At 63.5% G+C, this 18968-nt stretch carries 15 protein-coding genes; 10 read left to right on the top strand and 5 right to left on the bottom strand.

Going from position 1 to position 18968, the window contains the following annotated elements:
• Nucleotides 1-7 precede the first annotated feature (7 nt).
• Nucleotides 8-670, top strand: a complete 663-nt coding sequence (locus AC07OE_RS16585) for a response regulator (protein ID WP_495071683.1) — start codon at nucleotides 8-10, stop codon at nucleotides 668-670.
• Between the two features lie 32 nt (nucleotides 671-702).
• On the opposite strand, the gene AC07OE_RS16580 is transcribed toward AC07OE_RS16585, so the two are convergent.
• From AC07OE_RS16580 to AC07OE_RS16570, 3 genes are all read right to left on the bottom strand, one after another.
• Nucleotides 703-2019, bottom strand: coding sequence for a voltage-gated chloride channel family protein (locus tag AC07OE_RS16580; protein ID WP_495071682.1), 1317 nt, complete (start codon nucleotides 2017-2019; stop codon nucleotides 703-705).
• A gap of 55 nt (nucleotides 2020-2074) precedes the next feature.
• Nucleotides 2075-3259: an MFS transporter gene (locus AC07OE_RS16575; protein ID WP_495071681.1), complete on the bottom strand. Its 1185-nt coding sequence runs from the start codon at nucleotides 3257-3259 to the stop codon at nucleotides 2075-2077.
• A 127-nt stretch (nucleotides 3260-3386) separates the two neighbouring features.
• The gene (locus AC07OE_RS16570) at nucleotides 3387-3998 is read right to left on the bottom strand and encodes an FMN-dependent NADH-azoreductase (protein WP_495071680.1); all 612 of its coding nucleotides are present in this window, start codon (nucleotides 3996-3998) and stop codon (nucleotides 3387-3389) included.
• A gap of 116 nt (nucleotides 3999-4114) precedes the next feature.
• Here AC07OE_RS16570 and AC07OE_RS16565 point away from each other — a divergent pair, with 116 nt between their 5' ends.
• Nucleotides 4115-5050 carry a LysR family transcriptional regulator gene (locus AC07OE_RS16565; protein ID WP_495071679.1) on the top strand — a complete coding sequence of 312 codons (936 nt, stop codon included), beginning with the start codon at nucleotides 4115-4117 and terminating at the stop codon, nucleotides 5048-5050.
• A gap of 21 nt (nucleotides 5051-5071) precedes the next feature.
• Here AC07OE_RS16565 and AC07OE_RS16560 read toward each other — a convergent pair whose 3' ends face one another.
• Nucleotides 5072-6358, bottom strand: a complete 1287-nt coding sequence (locus tag AC07OE_RS16560; RefSeq protein ID WP_495071678.1) for a patatin-like phospholipase family protein — start codon at nucleotides 6356-6358, stop codon at nucleotides 5072-5074.
• Between the two features lie 152 nt (nucleotides 6359-6510).
• Here AC07OE_RS16560 and apbC point away from each other — a divergent pair, with 152 nt between their 5' ends.
• The gene (apbC, locus tag AC07OE_RS16555; protein ID WP_495071677.1) at nucleotides 6511-7602 is read left to right on the top strand and encodes an iron-sulfur cluster carrier protein ApbC; all 1092 of its coding nucleotides are present in this window, start codon (nucleotides 6511-6513) and stop codon (nucleotides 7600-7602) included.
• A gap of 48 nt (nucleotides 7603-7650) precedes the next feature.
• Here apbC and AC07OE_RS16550 read toward each other — a convergent pair whose 3' ends face one another.
• A complete protein-coding gene (locus AC07OE_RS16550; RefSeq protein WP_495071676.1) occupies nucleotides 7651-8214 on the bottom strand; it encodes a nitroreductase family protein in 564 nt (187 codons plus the stop codon).
• A gap of 64 nt (nucleotides 8215-8278) precedes the next feature.
• Between AC07OE_RS16550 and AC07OE_RS16545 the strand changes: the two genes are divergently transcribed.
• From AC07OE_RS16545 to AC07OE_RS16515, 7 genes are all read left to right on the top strand, one after another.
• Nucleotides 8279-9226 (top strand): LysR family transcriptional regulator, encoded by a 948-nt coding sequence (locus AC07OE_RS16545; RefSeq protein WP_495071675.1) that lies wholly within the window; start codon nucleotides 8279-8281, stop codon nucleotides 9224-9226.
• A 143-nt stretch (nucleotides 9227-9369) separates the two neighbouring features.
• On the top strand, nucleotides 9370-10875 hold the full coding sequence (locus AC07OE_RS16540) for a methyl-accepting chemotaxis protein (protein ID WP_495071674.1): 1506 nt from the start codon (nucleotides 9370-9372) through the stop codon (nucleotides 10873-10875).
• 140 nt (nucleotides 10876-11015) lie between these two features.
• The gene (locus tag AC07OE_RS16535; RefSeq protein WP_495071673.1) at nucleotides 11016-12644 is read left to right on the top strand and encodes an OFA family MFS transporter; all 1629 of its coding nucleotides are present in this window, start codon (nucleotides 11016-11018) and stop codon (nucleotides 12642-12644) included.
• Nucleotides 12645-12672: 28 nt separating this feature from the next.
• Complete coding sequence (locus AC07OE_RS16530; RefSeq protein ID WP_495071672.1) at nucleotides 12673-14475, top strand: NAD(P)H-dependent oxidoreductase subunit E; 1803 nt, start codon at nucleotides 12673-12675, stop codon at nucleotides 14473-14475.
• A gap of 1 nt (nucleotide 14476) precedes the next feature.
• Nucleotides 14477-17353, top strand: coding sequence for a formate dehydrogenase subunit alpha (gene fdhF, locus AC07OE_RS16525; protein WP_495071671.1), 2877 nt, complete (start codon nucleotides 14477-14479; stop codon nucleotides 17351-17353).
• Between the two features lie 22 nt (nucleotides 17354-17375).
• The gene (locus AC07OE_RS16520) at nucleotides 17376-18236 is read left to right on the top strand and encodes a formate dehydrogenase accessory sulfurtransferase FdhD (RefSeq protein ID WP_495071670.1); all 861 of its coding nucleotides are present in this window, start codon (nucleotides 17376-17378) and stop codon (nucleotides 18234-18236) included.
• A gap of 56 nt (nucleotides 18237-18292) precedes the next feature.
• Nucleotides 18293-18967, top strand: a complete 675-nt coding sequence (locus AC07OE_RS16515) for an ABC transporter permease (protein ID WP_495071907.1) — start codon at nucleotides 18293-18295, stop codon at nucleotides 18965-18967.
• Nucleotide 18968: the final 1 nt, after the last annotated feature.

Raw genomic sequence — 18968 nt, 5'->3', positions numbered from 1 at the left:
CAACTCCATGAATTTCCCAACCGGTGCAAACACCGCCATCATTCTTGCTGAAGACCATGTGCTGATGCGCGAGGGCCTGAAGATGCTGCTGTCCACCCAGCCGGGCTTCGAGGTCGTCGCGGAAACCGGCGACGGCCGTGCCGTCGAGGCATTGGTGCGGCAGTACAGGCCCCAGCTGTTGCTGCTGGATCTGGGCCTGCCGGGGCTGCACGGCGTAGACGTTGCCGCCGCTATCAAGGCCGAGTTCGCGGAGTCCGTCAAGGTGCTGGTGCTGACCGGCGACCTGCAGCCCCACTCCGTAGGGCAGGCGTTGGCGGCGGGCGCCGATGGCTATGTGCACAAGAGTGAAGACAGCGCAGAGCTGCTGCAGGCGGTGCACGCGGTGCTGGCCGGGCGTCAGTACGTCAGCCGCAACATTGCTGCCGCTTTCCTGCCGCGTCCTCTGCGTTCTGACGCCACGGGCCACGAACCGGTGGCCACCCCGCGCGAGCGCGAGACCATGTCGCTGGTGGCGAGCGGGCTGAGCAACCCCGAAATCGCGGAGCGGCTGTCCCTCAGCGTAGAAACGGTGCGCACGCACCGCAGGAACCTGATGGAAAAATTCTCGCTGCGCAACGCGGCCGAGATCACCGCCTACGCCGTGCAGCGTGGCTACTACGTGCTCTCCTGAGCGGCGCGCAGGGCATTCTTGGCGCCACCGGCTTACTTCACCTGGTCGTCGCCCGTGCCAGTTTTGTCCTGCCTCTGTTGGCGATAGCTGGCAACGTCACCGAGTTTGATGCCGTCAGGCAGTGGCTGGTGTTTGGAGTGCCCTATGCGTTGGGCCTTGTAGATGCCGGTATGCCCGGAGAACAAGTAGCTGACCACACACGCCACCAAGGCATAGACGCCAATATCCGCACCAAACAGTTCCATGGCCATGAGGGTGCAGGCCAATGGGGTGTTGGCGGCTCCCGCAAACACCCCCACAAAGCCCAAGGCCGCCAACAGGGCAAACGGCATGTGGAGCAGCGGCGCCAGTGCATTGCCCAACGTGGCGCCAATGTAGAACAAGGGCGTCACTTCACCGCCTTTGAATCCGCTACCCAGTGATGCGATGGTCAGTGCCATCTTGCCCAGGAAGTCCCATGGCAAAAGTTGTTGTTCGAACGACTCCACGATGACGGGAATGCCAAGGCCTGCATAGCGCCAGGCGCCCAGAAACCAAAGCACTGCCGCAATCACGAAGCCACCGATCAACGGGCGCACCGGTCCATAGGGCACGTGCTTTTTGAAGCGGGCGGAAAGCCAGTGGGTAGCACCGGCAAAGAGCATGCCTACCACGCCAAAAATGCCACCTGCAATCAGGGCTGCAGTCAAACCCCACAGGCTCAGTGCGGGAATGCTCGTCACCGCGTAGTGCGTATGGTGCACGCCCCACAGCGCCGTGGTCTGGTCTCCCACCACCGCCGCCATCGTGCAAGCCAGCAGTGCGTCATAGCGCAAGCGGCCAATGGCCAATACCTCCAGCGCGAACACGGCGCCCGCCAGTGGTGTGCCAAACACCGACGCAAAACCTGCGGCAATACCGGCCATCAGCAGAATGCGCCGGTCTTCCTTGTTGAGTTTGAACAGGCGGGTCAGCTGGTCGGCCAGGGCGCCCCCCATTTGCACGGCGGTGCCCTCGCGTCCGACTGACGCGCCAAACAGGTGGGAGACCACGGTGCTCACCAGAATCAAAGGTGCCATGCGCAGGGGCACAGTTTTTTGCGGATCGTGGATCTCATCGAGCAGCAGGTTGTTGCCGCCTTCGACCTGTTGGCCAATCTTGAGATACACCCAGCCCACCGCAAAGCCGGCCACGGGCAGTAGCCAGACCATCCAGTGGTGTGCTTCGCGGTAGCCCGTGGCGGCATCCAACGCCAGCAGGAAAACGGCGGATGCAGAGCCCGCCAAGAGCCCCACCAGCGTGGACAGCACCAGCCAGCGCACGGTGTAGGGAAGCAGGGCAAGTTGTTCTGGGCGGGTGGGGTGCATCATCGGTCCAAGGGGTCTCGGGGTATTTTCTGTGGTTTCACGCCGCGTCGCGCGTGCCTCACGCGAGGATGTCGGCCGGTTGCACCTTGACCCAAGTCCACAGCAGCACGGCAGCCAACGACGCGCACCCCCCGGAGAAGCCAAAGGCCGCCAGCGGTGACACGCTTTGGTAAATCCAGCCGAACACCACCGAGGCCGGAAAGAGAAAGGTGCCAGCCGTCAGGTTGAACCAGCCAAACGCGGTGCCGCGCTGGTCCGCAGGCGCCATATCCGCCACCAGCGCTTTCTCCACCCCTTCCGTGGCGGCCATGAACAGGCCGTAGAACCCGAACAGGGCAAACAGCAGCCATCCACTCTGCGCAATGCTTCCCAGTCCGACATAGAAAATGCCATAGGCTACGTAACCCCCGACCAGCAGGCGCACGCGCCCCACACGGTCCGACAGCCCGGACAGGTAGGTGGAAAACATCATGGCCACGGCCGACACGGCGGCCCACAGCAAGGGAATCTGCGCTTCAGGCACGCCCAGTTCCTTCGCGCGCAGCAGCAAAAACATATTGGACGAGTTGCCCAGCGTAAACAGCGCAACGACGACCAGGTAGCGTTTGAAAACGGGCGGCATGTCGTTCAGGCGCCAGTCAAAAGGCTTGTGGGTCCTGGGTCCCTCCACCTTGGGTTCTTGCAACATGAGTGCAAAGGCAAAGCACACCACGGCGGGCAGCAGAGCCCACAGAAAAATATCCTTGATTGCCATGCCCGCACCCAGCATGGCCGCCGCGGCCAGCGGGCCAATGACGGCCCCTGCGTTGTCCATGGCGCGGTGCAGGCCGAACGCCAGTCCGCGCTGTCCAGGCGCCACGCTGGCGGCCAGCAAGGCATCCCGCGGAGAGCTGCGCAAGCCCTTGCCCAGCCGGTCGGCAAAGCGGATGAACAACAGGCCGTACCAGCTGGTCACCAAGGTAATCAAGGGGCGCCCAAACGCTGCCATGCCGTAGCCAAACACAATCCACGGCTTGGCACGTCGGGTGCGGTCCACCACAACCCCGGAGAACAGTTTGAGCAGGCTGGCCGTGGCCTCTGCAATGCCTTCGATGATGCCCAGGGCCTTGGGCCCGGCCATCAGCACCGAGGTGAGGTACAGCGGAATCAGCGGATAGACCAGCTCGGACGCGGAGTCATTGAGCAGACTGATCAGGCCAATCAGCCAGACGGTGCGGGGGAGGCTTTGGAGTGTTTGGAGCATGGTCGCTCTGCAGTCGTGGTTCGAAGCCGACCATTTAACACCACGCAAACAACAAAGCCCGGCAGAGCCGGGCTTTGTTGTTTTTGCAGCGCTGGTTGATGTGGACCAGCGCCGCTCAATCTGCCAATCAGGCGGCCAGTTTGGCGATGCTGTTGGCGGCTTCGCCCAGGGCTTCTGCCTTCTTGGCGTCGCCCATGGCCACACCTTCGGCGCGCACAAAGCGCACATCGGTGATACCCAGGAAGCCGAACACGGTTTGCAGGTAGCTCTCTTGGTGTTCCGCAGCACGGCCCCAGTCGTTGGTGGAGTACACGCCGCCACGGGTGGAGGCCACGATCACGGTCTTGCCGCCGGCCAGGCCCTTGGGACCAGACTCGCCGTAGGCAAAGGTGCGGCCGGGTTGGGCGATGCGGTCGATCCAGGCCTTCAACTGGCTGGGGATGCTGAAGTTGTACAGCGGAGCGCCCACCACGATCACGTCGGCGGCCAGGAACTGGCTCACCAGGGCTTCGGACACAGCGTTTTCACGCTTTTGCACGTCGCTCATGTCGGCGCCGGCTGGGGCGCGGAAGCCCAGGGATTCAGCGGACAAGTGGGTGGGGGTGTCCACGGCCAGGTCCAGGTAGTCCACGGTGGTGCCGGGATGGTTGGTGACCCATTGGGCCACGGTGTCTTTGGTCAGCTGGCGGGAAATGGAGCCGCCGCTCAAGATGCTGGAGTCGATGTGCAAGAGTTTCATGACAGTTCCTTCAAGGGGTTGGTTCGATGGAACTAGTGTCTTCGATGAGCGAATGTTTGATAAGTCTGCATATTTGCGTTAGATTGTCCTAAATTTGGAACAATAAAGGGCTGGATATGCAGGACACCAATGACATGCTGTATTTCGCCGAGGTGGTGGAGCGGGGTGGCTTTGCGGCCGCGGGCCGCCAACTGGGTATTCCCAAATCCAAGCTGTCACGCCGCGTGGCCGAGCTGGAAACCCGGCTGGGTGTGCGCCTGCTGCAGCGCACCACGCGCAAGCTATCGCTGACCGAGGTGGGGGAGGTCTACCTGCGCCATTGCATGGCCATGCGTGATGCGGCCGAGGCCGCCGCGGAGGCCGTGGAACAGGCCCAGACCGAACCGCGCGGCACCATCCGTATCACTTGCCCGGTCACCCTGGCGCAGCACACGGTGGGGCCCATCATGGCGCTGTTTCTGGCCCGCTACCCGCAGGTAAAGGTGGACATGCGTATCAGCAACCGGGTGGTGGATCTGGTGGAGGAGGGCATCGATGTGGCGCTGCGTGTGCGTGGCACGCTGGATGACAGCGGCAGCCTGGTGGTGAAGAAGCTGGGCGAATCGGCCACCGTGCTGGTGGCAAGCCCGCTGCAACTGGAGCGCCAGGGGCGGCCCACGTCGATCGACGATCTGGCGCGCATGGACACCATTGCCATGTCGGCTGTAGATGGCCGCGCCACCTTGGTGCTGCAAGGCCCTGGTGGGGCCATCCATCCGCTGGTGCACCGGCCGCGCTATGTGGCCGACGACCTGCTCACCCTGAAATACGCGGCGCTGCAGGGCACGGGTATGTGTTTTTTGCCCGACTACATGTGCCGCCGCGAGGTGGAAGAGGGGCGTCTGGTGCATGTGCTGCCGGGTTGGGCTCCGCCGCGCGGCATCTTCCACGCGGTGTACCCGTCACGCCGCGGCATGGTGCCGGCGGTGCGGCGGTTTCTGGACTTTTTGGGGGAATACACCAACGGCGAAGGCATGCCCATGCTGCCGCCCGGCTGCCCTTCCATTGACTGAGGCTGGGGCTTGCGCCGCCGTTCAGTGGCGCAGGCGCAGCGGGTCTCGGCGTCGCTCCTCGCGTGGTGCGGGCGCCAGCGTGCCGGGTTCGGTGATGGCCTCGGGGTCCACCCAACCAAAGAACTTGCACACCTCGGCGCGCTGGGCCTGGGCGTCGGCATAACCCAGCGACATCAGTTCGCTGGTGTAGCCGCTCTCGAACAGCAAGTAGCTGGCCAGAGCGGCGCCTTTCACATCGGCCTTGGCCGACGACACGCCCACGCCGCCCAGCATGGTACGCACCGCGCGCGGCAGGTCGCCCACATGGCGGGCGGCCACGGCGTCCAGCCGCTGGCTGGGCGCAATCACCAGCAGCTCCACCGGGCGCAGCGCGCTGGCCTTGCGGGCTTCGGCGGGCACCAGGTTGATGGTCTGGTTGATGCGGCGCACGCGCTCCACATCCACCGCCAGCGCATCCAGAAAGATGTTGGACAGTGCATGCCCGGCGATCTGCGCGATGGTGGGGTAGCTGCTGGTGGTGTGCAGGTGGGCTTCGCTCTTGGGCTCGTGCATGCGTCCAGCCCCCACCACCAGGATACGTTCAGCTCCTAAATGAATAGCGGGTGATACCGGCGCGCTTTGCCGCATGGAGCCGTCGCCAAAGTATTCGCTGTGGCCCTGGATGTGCAGCTCGGCGGCCGGGAATACAAACGGAATGGCAGAAGAGGCCAGCAAGTGGGCGTGGGTGATCTTGCTGCGCACGGCCAGGCGCTGGCTGCGCACCCAGGGCATGAGGCGTTTGTCACCCTCAAAAAAAGTGATGTGGTCGCCCGAGCTGTAGCTGGACGCGGTGACCGCCAAGGCCTGCAGGTGGCCGCGGCGGATCAGATGCGGCAGGCGCTCCAGAGGCACCAGCTTCTGCAGCAGCTCGCCCAGCGGCGTGTTGTCCAGCAGCGAACGCGGCTTGATACGCCGCCACTTGGCCAGCAGCCAGCCCAGTGACAGCAGCGTGAGCCAGGTGGCGCCTGATCGGATCATGCTCAGGTGGTCGGCACGGTACACCTGGTCTGCGTGGAAGTTGCGCCAGGTGTGGGCAATCATGCGTACCGTGGCGTCGAAGTTGTCCGAACCGCAGGCCAGGGCCGCGGCATTGATGGCGCCCGCGGACGTGCCCGCGATGATGGGAAAGGGGTTGGGTTGGTCGCCCGCGCCGCAGGCCAGGCGAATGTCGGCAATGGCCTCCAGCACCCCCACCTGGTAGGCCGCGCGAGCACCACCGCCGGTCAGCAGAAGGCCGTTGGCGGGCAAGGGAGGCGGTCCGTGGTGCATAGGGCCATTATGAAAAGCCCCATGCGCTTGTAAACACTTAAATGCGCGGGGTTAACCCTAGACGTTGCGCGCTTGGTACGCCGCCTGTCCACGGCACCTGCGCCAGTGCGGGCATGCGATGGCCGCTAGACTTGGTGGATTCAGGAGTTTTCATGTCTGTGACCGTTCAAGCCATTCACGACGCTTTGCAAGGCGTTATCGACCCCAACACCCAGCAAACCTTTGCCAGTGCCAAGGCCCTCAGGAACATCGCCGTCCAGGGCGGCGATGTGCGTTTGGACCTGGAGCTGGGCTACCCCGCCAAGAGCCAGTGGCCCGCCATGGTGGAGGCGCTCAGCGCCGCCGCCAAGACGGTGCCCGGCGTTGCCAGCGTGCAGGTCACCCCCAGCACCAAGGTCATTCCCCATGCGGTGCAGCGCGGTGTGCAACTGCTGCCCGGTGTAAAGAACATCGTGGCTGTGGCATCCGGCAAGGGTGGTGTGGGCAAGAGCACCACCGCGGCCAACCTGGCCCTGGCCCTGGCCGCCGAGGGCGCCACCGTGGGCCTGCTGGACGCCGACATCTACGGCCCCAGCCAGCCCATGATGATGGGCATTGAAGGCCGCCCGGAATCGTCAGACGGCAAGACCATGGACCCCATGCGCAACCACGGCGTGCAGGTCATGTCCATCGGTTTTCTGGTGGATGGCGACCAGGCCATGATCTGGCGCGGCCCCATGGCCACCCAGGCGCTGGAGCAGCTGCTGCGCCAGACCAACTGGCAAGACCTGGACTACCTCATCGTGGACATGCCACCCGGCACCGGCGACATCCAGCTCACGCTGAGCCAGCGCGTGCCCATGACCGGCGCCGTGGTGGTGACCACGCCGCAGGACATTGCGCTGCTGGACGCCAAGAAGGGCATCAAGATGTTCGAGAAGGTGGGCGTGCCCATTCTGGGCATCGTGGAAAACATGGCGGTGCACGTCTGCACGAATTGCGGCCATGTGGAACACATTTTTGGCGCCGACGGCGGCAAGAAGATGGCCGAGGGCTACGGCATGGACTACCTGGGCGCCTTGCCCTTGGCCTTGCACATCCGCGAACAGGCCGACAGTGGCCGCCCCACCGTGGTGGCCGAGCCTGACGGCGAAGTGGCCAACATCTACAAGGGCATGGCGCGCCAGGTGGCGGTGAAGATTGCCGCCCAGGCCAAGGACTTTTCCAGCAAGTTCCCCACCATTACCATCAGCAAGAACAGCTGACTTTTAAGTGAAATAGGGCGCTAACCCGCGTGGAATATGCGCCAGCAGCTACCAAAAGCGTAGCGCCTGGATACTGTCCTTGCGGCCATCTCCGCGCGGTTCGCGCGTGGGGGTGCCCAGCACCACCCAGCCCACCAGGGTCTCGCCGGGTTCACAAAAGGCATGGATCAGGTGAGGTGCGCGGGCCTTGTCGCCGCTGAGCATCTTGCCGACAAAGCCCAGCGCGTGGGCCGCGTTGAGGAAGTTGGTGACCGCACCGCCCACACACATCCACTGCTCGTGCGCGGGCACCACCGGGTGGCCCAGGTCTATGCGTGCCAGCACCGCCACGGTGACCGGGGCACGCAGCGCGCGTTCACGCTCCATGGCCACGCCCTCGGGGTCCTTGCCCTTGTTCAAGGCATGGGTGGCAAACAGCTCCGCCAAGCGCTGCCGGGCCTCGCCTTGCACCACCACCAACCGGAAGGGCACCAGCTCTGCATGGTCGGGCGCGCGCAGGGCTGCACTCACCATCTGCTGCAGCTGTGTCGCATCGGGGCCTGGCTCTACCAGGTGTTTCACGCCCAGCGAATAGCGGCGCAGCAGGGTGGTCAGGGCGGCGGCTTGTGTCATGGTGGGCAAGAATAGCAGGGCGCCCCGCATAATCGTCGCGCCGTAACCCGCTGGACGTAGTGACATGAATTTGCTGGCTTCCATGAAATATCTGGTGGCGCTCAATGAGCATCGCCACTTTGCACGCGCTGCCGCAGCCTGCCACATCACGCAGCCCGCGCTGTCCAATGCCTTGCGGGCTCTGGAAGAAGAATTCAACGTGGTCATCGTGCGCCGGGGCCGTACCTTTGCAGGCCTTACACCCGAAGGCGAACAGGTGTTGGCCGCAGGGCAACGCATGCTGCACGAGCACCAGGTGCTGCAACAGTCCCTTAAAAGTACTGTGGACAGCCCAGCGGGTGGTCTGGTCATTGGCGCCGTACCGACGGCGGTGCCGATTGCGGCGCGCTTTGCAGCCATGCTGCAGGCCCGCTACCCCGCCATCATGCCGGTGGTGCTGTCGCTGAGTTCCTCGGTACTGGAGACGCGGCTGGACAACCTGTCCATTGACCTGGGCCTGGGGTATACCGACCGCATGGGACTGGGCGGCGCCAGGTTGCAGGCGCTGCCGCAGTACATCGAGCACTATTTTTTGCTGCGCCGTGCGGCCAAACCCCATGTGCAGGAGCTACAGATAGGCGAACCCATCAGTTGGCAAAGCGCAGCGCAGCAGCCCCTGTGCCTGCTGACGCCAGAGATGCACAACCGCACCATCGTCAACACCGCCTTTGCCAGTGTGGACTGCAGTGTGACGGCCATTATTGAGACCAATTCCATTCTCACCATGGCTCTGAGCGTGGCGGCGGGCCAGGTGTGCAGCGTGATGCCCGGTGCGCTGGTGGCCGCAGTGCGCGGCTACCGCGAGCTGGAGGCGCTGCCACTGGTGAGCCCGCAGGTGCTCACACCCATCGGCTTCATGCGCCACGCGCAGGTACGTCCCTCCCGTGCCATGGAGGCTGCACTGGCGCTGGCACAAGATGGTGCATGGTTGCGCCATGCGGCGGCGCATAGCGGGCTTTTGACGCCGCTTTAATTTGATTTGAGTCAATAAAACTGGTGTAAAAACGGGGCTCTGCATGCCGGGGTTTTGCAGGGGTATTCGCATTTGGCGATGGCTCTGCCGTTTTGGATTGGACACCGATGTTTCCTTTTACCAGTCCCGCACGGCGGGTCAGAGTGGCTGCCCGCAAGTTCGCTGCAGTGCTGCCCGATACCTTCTCACTGGACCGCAGCCAGCGCGTCACAGTGCAGGACCGCCAGGTGGCCCTGCTGCGCAATGGCCAGCGCACCCTCAACCTCGACTTCGCCTTGCCGGATGGCTTCAGCCAGTCCACCGGCTTGGTGGCTACCGTGTTTGCGCGCGATGGCGATGATTTCATCCGCATCACCACTTCGGTGCGCAAGCAGGACGGCCAGCGTGCCATTGGCACGCCGCTGGACCGCTCCCAGCCCGCCTATGACGATGTGCTGCAGGGCCGTGCGCACCTGGGCTATGCCACCATTTTTGGCAAGCAGTATTTGACGCACTATGAGCCTGTCAAGGACGCCTCGGGCAGTGTCATCGGTATCCTGTTTGTGGGGCTGGACGTCACGGCCTCGCCCGGCATGGGGCTGTCGGCTGCCATGGCATGGCGCATCACTTGCGTTTATGTTCTGGTGCAGACCGTATTCCTGGGGTTGACGGGGCAGTTGGGAAGCCTCCAGGCCTGTGCCATGGGTGCTGTGATGGTGGGGGTGTTGTGGGGCTGCACCTACCTGCTGATGAACCACTTTGTGGCCCGGCCACTCAGCGCCGGACGGGCGGCCTCGCAACGTATGGCATCGGGTGACTTGACCCGGCAGGTGCATGTGGATTCCAGCGACGATGCGGGTCAGATTTTGTTGGCCATCAACAGCATCAATATCGGTCTGACCTTGCTGATGGGCAAGGTCCGCAGCTCCACTGCCGTGGTGGCCATGGGCACCAACGAAATTGCCGATGGCAATGTGGACTTGGCCAATCGCACGGAAAAGCAGGCGGGTGAAGTGAACGCTGCGGCCTCGGCGGTGCATGAGCTGACCTCCACCGTTGCGCACACGGCCGACCAGGCCGCGCAGCTCAACAGCCTGGTCGCGTCTGTTTCCGGTGTTGCCAGCAACGGCGGTGACGTGGTGCAGCAGGTCGTTCACACCATGGGGCAGATTTCGGCCAGCGCCAACAAGATCAACGACATCATCGGCCTGATCGAAGGCATTGCATTCCAGACCAATATTCTTGCTTTGAATGCTGCCGTGGAAGCAGCCCGTGCCGGTGAACAAGGCAGGGGCTTTGCAGTGGTGGCCTCTGAGGTGCGCAGCTTGGCGCAGCGCTCGTCCGGCGCAGCCCGTGAGATCAGGGACCTGATCAGTGCTTCGGTCGATAGTGTGGCGGCGGGCAGCGATCTGGTGGAAAAGACGCGTCAGGCCATGGAGCACATTACCGGCGCCATTTCGGAGGTTGTGAGCTACATCGATGGCATCGCCCAGGCCAGCCAGGAGCAGCGGGCCGGCATTGAGAGCGTGAACCGCAGTGTCTCCGCCATCGATCAGATGACGCAGCAAAACGTTGCATTGGTAGAGAAAGCGGCGGCCGCAGCCATGCAGATGCGTGACCAGACCCACACGCTGGGTGCTGCGGTAGACAGTTTCAAGACCCACCACTGAATGCCGCTATGCAGCATTTAGTTTTTGAATCAATGCATGTGATGAATCAATTGGATTCATCCGGCTTGACCTGTGACACTCGCGCCCGCCACTTTGGACGACGGTGAGCCGGTGTTTTCATCAATTGCAAAGGAGACTCAATGTCTGGATTACTCGACAAGGAACGGATCATCGCTGGCCCCGGCTTCAACCGATGGCTGGTTCCGCCAGCCGCACTGGCCATTCACCTCTGTATCGGGATGGCCTATGGCTTTTCGGTGTTCTGGTTGCCGCTGTCCAAAGCGCTGGGCATCAAGGAGGCCATCAAGTGCGGACCGGATGTAGGCTTTTGGGGGCAGTTGTTTACCACTGGCTGTGACTGGCAAATTTCCACCCTGGGGTGGATGTACACCCTGTTCTTTGTGCTGCTGGGCACCAGCGCGGCCACTTGGGGCGGTTGGCTGGAGCGCGCCGGCCCGCGCAAGGCGGGTGTGGTGTCGGCCGTGTGCTGGTGTGGCGGCATGTTGATCTCGGCCTTGGGCATTTACTTGCACCAGTTCTGGATGATGATTCTGGGTTCCGGCGTGATCGGCGGTATCGGTCTGGGCCTGGGCTACATCTCGCCCGTGTCCACGCTGATCAAGTGGTTCCCGGACCGCCGCGGCATGGCCACCGGCATGGCCATCATGGGCTTTGGTGGTGGCGCCATGATCGGCTCCCCCCTGGCTGCAGACCTGATGAAGTACTTTGCCACCCCCACCAGCGTGGGGGTGATGCAGACCTTTGTGGTCATGGCCCTGGTGTACTTCGTGTTCATGATGGCCGGTGCCTTTGGCTACCGCGTGCCTGAAACCGGCTGGAAGCCCGCTGGCTGGACCCCGCCGCCCGCACAGGTCAACAACACCATGATCACGCAGAAGCATGTGCATGTGAAGAAAGTCTGGGGCATTCCCCAGTTCTGGCTCATCTGGATGGTGCTGTGCATGAACGTGAGCGCCGGCATTGGCGTGATCGGCATGGCGTCTCCCATGCTGCAGGAAGTGTTTGGTGGCACCCTGATTGGTGTGCAGGCCAAGTTCGTGGATCTGGACAAGACCCAGCTGGCCGCGATTGCCACGGTGGCCGCGGGCTTTACCGCGCTGCTGTCGCTGTTCAACATCGGTGGGCGCTTCTTCTGGGCCAGCCTGTCGGACAAGCTGGGCCGCAAGATCACCTACATCGTGTTCTTTGTGCTGGGCGGTTTGATGTACTTCAGCGTCCCCGGCAGCGCTGCGGCTGGCAGCATTGTGTTGTTCGTGGGCGCGTTTTGCGTGATCCTGAGCATGTATGGCGGCGGTTTTGCCACCGTGCCAGCTTATCTAGCCGATATCTTTGGTACCCAGATGGTGGGCGCCATCCATGGTCGCCTGTTGACTGCATGGGCCACGGCAGGTGTGCTCGGTCCCGTGGTGGTGAACTACATGCGCGAGTACCAACTGGGCCTGGGCATTCCGCGTGAACAGGTCTATAACCAGACCATGTACATCCTGGTGGGCATGCTGGTGGTGGGCCTGATCTGCAACCTGCTGGTGCGTCCGTTGGACAATAAGTGGTTCATGACCGACGCCGAGCTGGCCGAGGAAAAGCGCCTGGCCCATGAGCGTGCAGCGGCATCGGAAGTCGGCGCCAGCTCTGGCGGTGCAGACATCATTCCTGGCTGGGTGGTGGTTTTCGCCTGGCTGGCTGTGGGCCTGCCGCTGGCCTGGGGTGTATACCGCACCCTGCAGAGCGTCGCCAAGTTCTTTGCCTGATTTGTTTGTTTGATATCCCAGGAGCGCCATGACAGCACCCGTTCTCGCACCGCATGTTCCCGCCGTAGCACTGGCCACGGTGGACGATATGCGCGACCGCATCCGCCGCAAAAGCAAACTCAAGGGCCGACAGCCCGAAGACGAGGCGATTGCCGAGGTGCGGGCGCTGGTGGGTACGGGGCCGCATCGGCGTGACCTGCTGATCGAACACCTGCACAAGCTCAACGACGCCTACCGTTGCCTGCACGACAGGCATCTGGTGGCCCTGGCCAGGGAGATGAACATCCCCATGGCCGAGGTGTACGAAGTCGCCACCTTCTACCATCACTTCGAGGTGGTGCGGGGGGGCGAGACCGTGCTGCAGTTGACTGTGCGGGTTTGCGATGGACTGAGTTGTGAAATGGCAGGCGCCCAGGATTTGCTGGCGCGCCTGCCCTCCCTGCTGGGCAGCACCGATGTGCGGGTGATTCCCGCGCCGTGCCTGGGCCGGTGTGAGCAGGCACCGGTGGCGGTGGTGCACCAGAATCCGGTACCCGTGGCTACTGCAGAGACGGTGGTTGCATTGGTGAAGTCGGCTGCAGCCAGCCATCCACCTGCGCAAGACGCTACACAATTTGTAGCGCATGAATTTGCTGAAAAACCGGTGTCGCCGCCCCGGCACGCAGTGCAGGCTGCGCCCGGCTATGCCGGCTACGACACCTACCGCGCCAACGGCGGCTATACCTTGGCTGCGGCCCTGGTCCTTGGTGAGCACGATGCTGAGAGCGTCATCCAGGCGATGGAGGACTCCGGTCTGCGTGGTTTGGGGGGCGCAGGTTTCCCGGCCGGACGCAAGTGGCGCATCGTGCGCGACCAGCCCGCCCCCAAATTGATGGCCATCAATATTGACGAGGGCGAGCCCGGCACGTTCAAGGACCGCACCTACCTGGAGCGCGACCCGCACCGCTTTCTGGAGGGCCTGCTGATTGCAGCCCAGGTGGTGGGCATTGAGGCCTGCTACATCTACCTGCGTGATGAATACCACGGCTGCCGCGCCATTCTGGAAGCCGAACTGGCCCGGTTGCAGGCGGACCCGCCATGCCCGCTGCCCACCATTGAATTGCGCCGTGGCGCCGGCGCCTATATCTGCGGCGAAGAATCCGCCATGATCGAGAGCATCGAAGGCAAGCGCGGTGAGCCACGCATGCGCCCGCCCTACATCGCCCAGGTCGGCCTGTTTGGCCGCCCTACGCTGGAGCACAACTTTGAAACCCTGTACTGGGTGCGCGACATTGTGGAGAAAGGCGCTGCCTGGTTCAGCGGCTTTGGCCGCAACGGCCGCAAGGGCCTGCGCAGTTTCAGTGTCAGTGGCCGTGTGAAGTATCCCGGTGTGAAGCTCGCACCCGCCGGCATTACGCTGACCGAATTGATTGACGAATACTGCGGCGGCATGCAGGACGGCCATACGCTGTATGCCTACCTGCCCGGTGGTGCATCGGGCGGAATTTTTCCGGCCAGCCTTGCCAACGTGCCGCTGGACTTTGACACGCTGCAGCCGCACGGCGGATTCATCGGCTCCGCGGCTGTCATTGTGCTGGGCCAGCATGACAGAGCGCGCGATGCGGCGCTGAACACGATGCGGTTTTTCGCCCATGAGAGCTGCGGCCAATGCACGCCCTGCCGCGTGGGCACCGCCAAGGCGGCCAAGTTGATGGAAGCCCCGGTGTGGGACAACACCACGCTGGAAGATTTGAACGTGGTGATGACCGACGCCTCCATTTGTGGCCTGGGCCAGGCTGCGCCCAACCCGGTGCGCTGCGTGCAGAAATACTTTGCCCACGAGGTGTCCTGATATGAATGCACCTACCAAACCCATTGAAGTGACGCCGCAGGTGGTTACCTTCCTTCTTGACGGCAAGCCCGTTGAAGCTTTTGAAGGCGAATCCATTCTCAAAGCTGCCGAGCGCAGCGGCGTCTGTATTCCCCACCTTTGCTACAAGGACGGCCTGCGCGCCGACGGCAACTGCCGCGCCTGCGTGGTGGAGATCAAGGGCGAGCGCACCCTGGCCCCCAGCTGCTGTCGCAGCGCCACGGCTGGCATGGAGGTGCAAGCCACCAGCGAGCGCGCCGTCAAGAGCCAGAAGATGGTGCTGGAGATGCTGCTCTCCGACATGCCCGACAACGGCTACAAGTGGAACGAAAAAGACGAATCGCAGCAACACGGCGAGCTGAGCGACTGGGCTGCGCGCATGGAGGTGCAGGTGCGCCCCGAGCTCAAGGCACTGCGCCGCGAACAGCCCAAGGCTGACATTTCGCACCCAGCCATGGCAGTCAATCTGGACGCCTGTATCCAGTGCAACCGCTGCGTGCGTGCCTGCCGCGAAGAACAGGTCAACGACGTGATCGGCTACGCGATGCGTGGTTCGCACAGCGAGATCGTGTTCGACCTGAACGACCCCATGGGCGACAGCACCTGCGTGGCCTGCGGCGAATGTGTGCAGGCCTGCCCCACGGGTGCACTGATGCCCAAGACCCAAGTGGGCTCACAGATTGTCGACAAAAAAGTGGACTCGGTCTGCCCGTTCTGCGGCGTGGGCTGCTTGCTGACCTACAACGTCAAGGACAACGTCATTGTCAGCGTGGACGGACGCGATGGCCCGGCCAACCACAGCCGCCTGTGCGTGAAGGGACGCTTCGGGTTTGACTACGCGGCCAGCCCGCAGCGCCTGACCGTGCCACTGATCCGCAAGGCCGGTGTGCCCAAAGACCCCGAGGCACTCAACCATTTGAACCGGGATACTGCGGACTGGTCCGATGTGTTCCGCGAAGCCACGTGGGAAGAAGCCTTGGCCTTGTCGGCAGGTGGTCTGCAAAACCTGCGCGACACCTACGGCAAAAAAGCCCTGGCCGGCTTTGGCTCAGCCAAGGGCAGCAACGAAGAGGCCTACCTGTTCCAGAAGCTGGTGCGCACCGGCTTTGGCAGCAACAACGTGGACCACTGCACCCGCCTGTGCCATGCCTCCAGCGTGGCCGCTTTGCTCGAAGGCGTGGGTTCCGGCGCAGTCAGCAACCAGGTCAACGACGTGGAGCACTCGGACCTGATCTTTGTGATCGGCTCCAACCCCACCTCCAACCATCCCGTGGCCGCCACCTGGATGAAGAACGCGGCCAAGAAGGGCGCGAAGATTGTGTTGGCCGACCCGCGCATCACCGACATCGGCAAGCACGCCTGGCGCACGCTGCAGTTCAAGGCCGACACCGATGTGGCCATGCTCAACGCGCTGATCCACGTGGTGATTGAAGAGGGCTTGGCCGACCAGGACTTCATTGCCAAGCGTGCCAGCAACTACGAGGCGCTGCGCGAGAACGTCAAGGGCTACAGCCCCGAGGCCATGGAGCCCATTTGCGGCATCCCCGCGCAGACGATTCGCGAGGTGGCCCGGGAGTTTGCGAAGGCCAAGGGAGCGATGATTCTGTGGGGCATGGGCATTAGCCAGCACGTGCACGGCACCGACAACGCGCGCTGCCTGATCGCACTGGTCACCGTGACCGGCCAGATTGGCAAGCCCGGCTCGGGCCTGCACCCGCTACGCGGCCAGAACAATGTGCAGGGCGCGTCCGATGCGGGTCTGATCCCCATGATGTATCCCAACTACCAGCGCGTGACCAACAAGGCCGCGCATGGCTGGTTTGAGAACTTCTGGGGCATGGAGCTGGACGACCAGCCCGGCTACACCGTGGTAGAAATCATGCACAAGGCGCTGGTGGACGACAGTGACCCGCACAAGGTGCACGGCATGTACATCATGGGTGAGAACCCGGCCATGAGCGACCCCGACCTGAACCATGCCCGCCACGCGCTGGCATCGATGAAGCATCTGGTGGTACAGGACATCTTCATGACCGAGACCGCCTGGCTGGCCGACGTCGTGTTGCCCGCCACGGCCTGGCCCGAGAAGGATGGCACGGTGAGCAACACCGACCGCATGGTGCAACTGGGCAAGAAGGCGATTGACCCGCCAGGTCAGGCCAAGCCTGATCTGTGGATCATCCAGCAGATCGCCAAGCGCATGGGGTTGAACTGGAACTATGCGGGTGATAGCGATGGCGTGGCCGAGGTGTATGAAGAGATGCGCCAGGCCATGCACGCCGCCATCTCGGGCATCACCTGGGAGCGCCTGCAGCGCGAGTCCAGCGTCACCTATCCCTGCCTGACTGCGGACGACCCCGGCGCACCCACGGTGTTCATTGACAAATTCGCCACCGACGACGGTCGTGTGCACCTGGTGCCGGCCGACATCATCCCGGCCAATGAGCGTCCCGATGCGGAGTTCCCGTTTGTGCTGATTACCGGCCGCCAGCTGGAGCATTGGCACACCGGCAGCATGACGCGCCGTGCCACCGTGCTGGATGCCATTGAACCCATGGCCACGGCCTCCATGTGCGGTGACGATCTGCAGGCCCTGGGCCTGCAGCCCGGCGACGTGATCACGGTGGAGTCGCGCCGCGGGCGTGTGGCTATCCATGTGCGACGCGATGACGGCACTCCCAAGGGGGCAGTGTTCATTCCATTCGCCTATTACGAGGCGGCGGCCAACCTGATGACCAATGCCGCGCTGGACCCGTTTGGCAAGATCCCCGAGTTCAAGTACTGCGCCGTGGCCATCCGCCGCGGTGGCGTGCCCGCCGCCGTCAGTGGTTATGGTGCCAACCCGGTGGTGGCAGGGTAACCTGGCCCCCGCGAACCACGCCATGTCCCACGCCTTACCTTTTCTCACCCAGGCCCGTGCGCCGTTGACGCACCGCATAGCGGTGACCAATGAGCACGGCGAACGCCAGGCGTTGGACATTCCGGCCGAACGGCCCTTGACCGTCTATGTGGACAAGCGCGAACTGGTCACGCTGATGACGCTGGGCGAGCGCCCCGAATGGCTGGTGCTGGGCTATCTGCTGAACCAGCGTCTGGTGCCGGACGCCAGTGCGGTGGAGTCGATCACCGTGGACTGGGAGGTGGGCGCCGCTGCGGTGAAGACACATACGGGCATCGTCGATATCGCCCAAAAAACCGCCAAGCGCGTGGTCACCACCGGCTGCGGCCAGGGAAGTCTGTTTGGTGAAGTCATGGAGCACATCGAGGGGGTGCAGTTGCCCGCCACTACGGTGAAGCGCTCGCAGATCTACGCCATCGTCAACACCATCCGCCTGCAGGACAGCACCTACAAGTCGGCCGGCTCGGTGCACGGCTGCGCGCTGTTCCGGGGTGACGAGCGACTGCTGTTTGTGGAAGACGTGGGGCGACACAACGCCATCGACACCATTGCCGGATGGATGGCGCTGCAGGCCCTTGGCACCACGCCGTTGGTCACAGAAGGCCTGGTGTTTTATACGACCGGTCGCCTGACCAGTGAGATGGTCATGAAGGCGGCGCAGATGGGCATTGCGGTTGTCATCTCGCGTAGCGGCATGACGCAGATGGGCCACGCCGTCGCGCAGAGCCTGGGCCTGTGTGCCATCGGCCGTGCGCTGAACAAACGGTTTCTGTGCTTCAGCGCACCCCAGCGCCTGTTGCTGGATACCGTGGCCCTGTCCGAGACCGCAGAGGCGCCCGTTTGAGTTCTCTGGGGGGTAGCGTGCAGGCGGCTTGGCTGTTGGTGGTGTCGGCGGACCCCATGCTGCTGTCCATCGTGTTGCGTTCGCTCACGCTTAGCGCCAGTGCCACCAGCATCGCGTTTGTGATTGGCTGTGTGCTGGGTTCCTGGCTGGCGGTTGGCCGCTTTGCGGGGCGCACCGTGCTGCTGGCCGTGCTCAACACCCTGTTGTCCTTGCCATCGGTGGTGGTGGGGCTGGTGGTCTATCTGCTGCTGTCTCGCTCCGGGCCGCTGGGTACCCTGGGCTGGTTGTATTCCTTCAAGGCCATGCTGCTGGCGCAGACCGTATTGGTGCTGCCCATTGTGGTGGCCCTGGTGCGCCAGGTGGTGGAAGACGCCCACACTGCGCACGGCGAGCAACTGCGCTCGCTGGGCGCCGGGCCGCGCCTCACCGGCCTGTTGCTGGCCTGGGATGAGCGCAGTGCCTTGCTCACCGTGGCGCTGGCCGCGTTTGGCCGTGCCATTGCCGAGGTGGGCGCGGTCATGCTGGTGGGCGGCAATATCGATGGCTTCACCCGCGTCATGACCACGGCCATTGCGCTGGAAACCAGCAAGGGCGATCTGCCGCTGGCCATGGGCCTGGGCCTGGTGCTGCTGGCCGTGGTGCTGGTGCTGCAAATGCTGATTGCTGGCTTGCGGGTGTGGATGGGTATCCATGCTTTGCCGGCGGCAGCGCGCGCGCAAGGGGCACTCTGAC

Source organism: Rhodoferax sp. GW821-FHT09E07, assembly GCF_059416145.1.
This window is presented reverse-complemented; position numbering and strand designations above follow the sequence as displayed.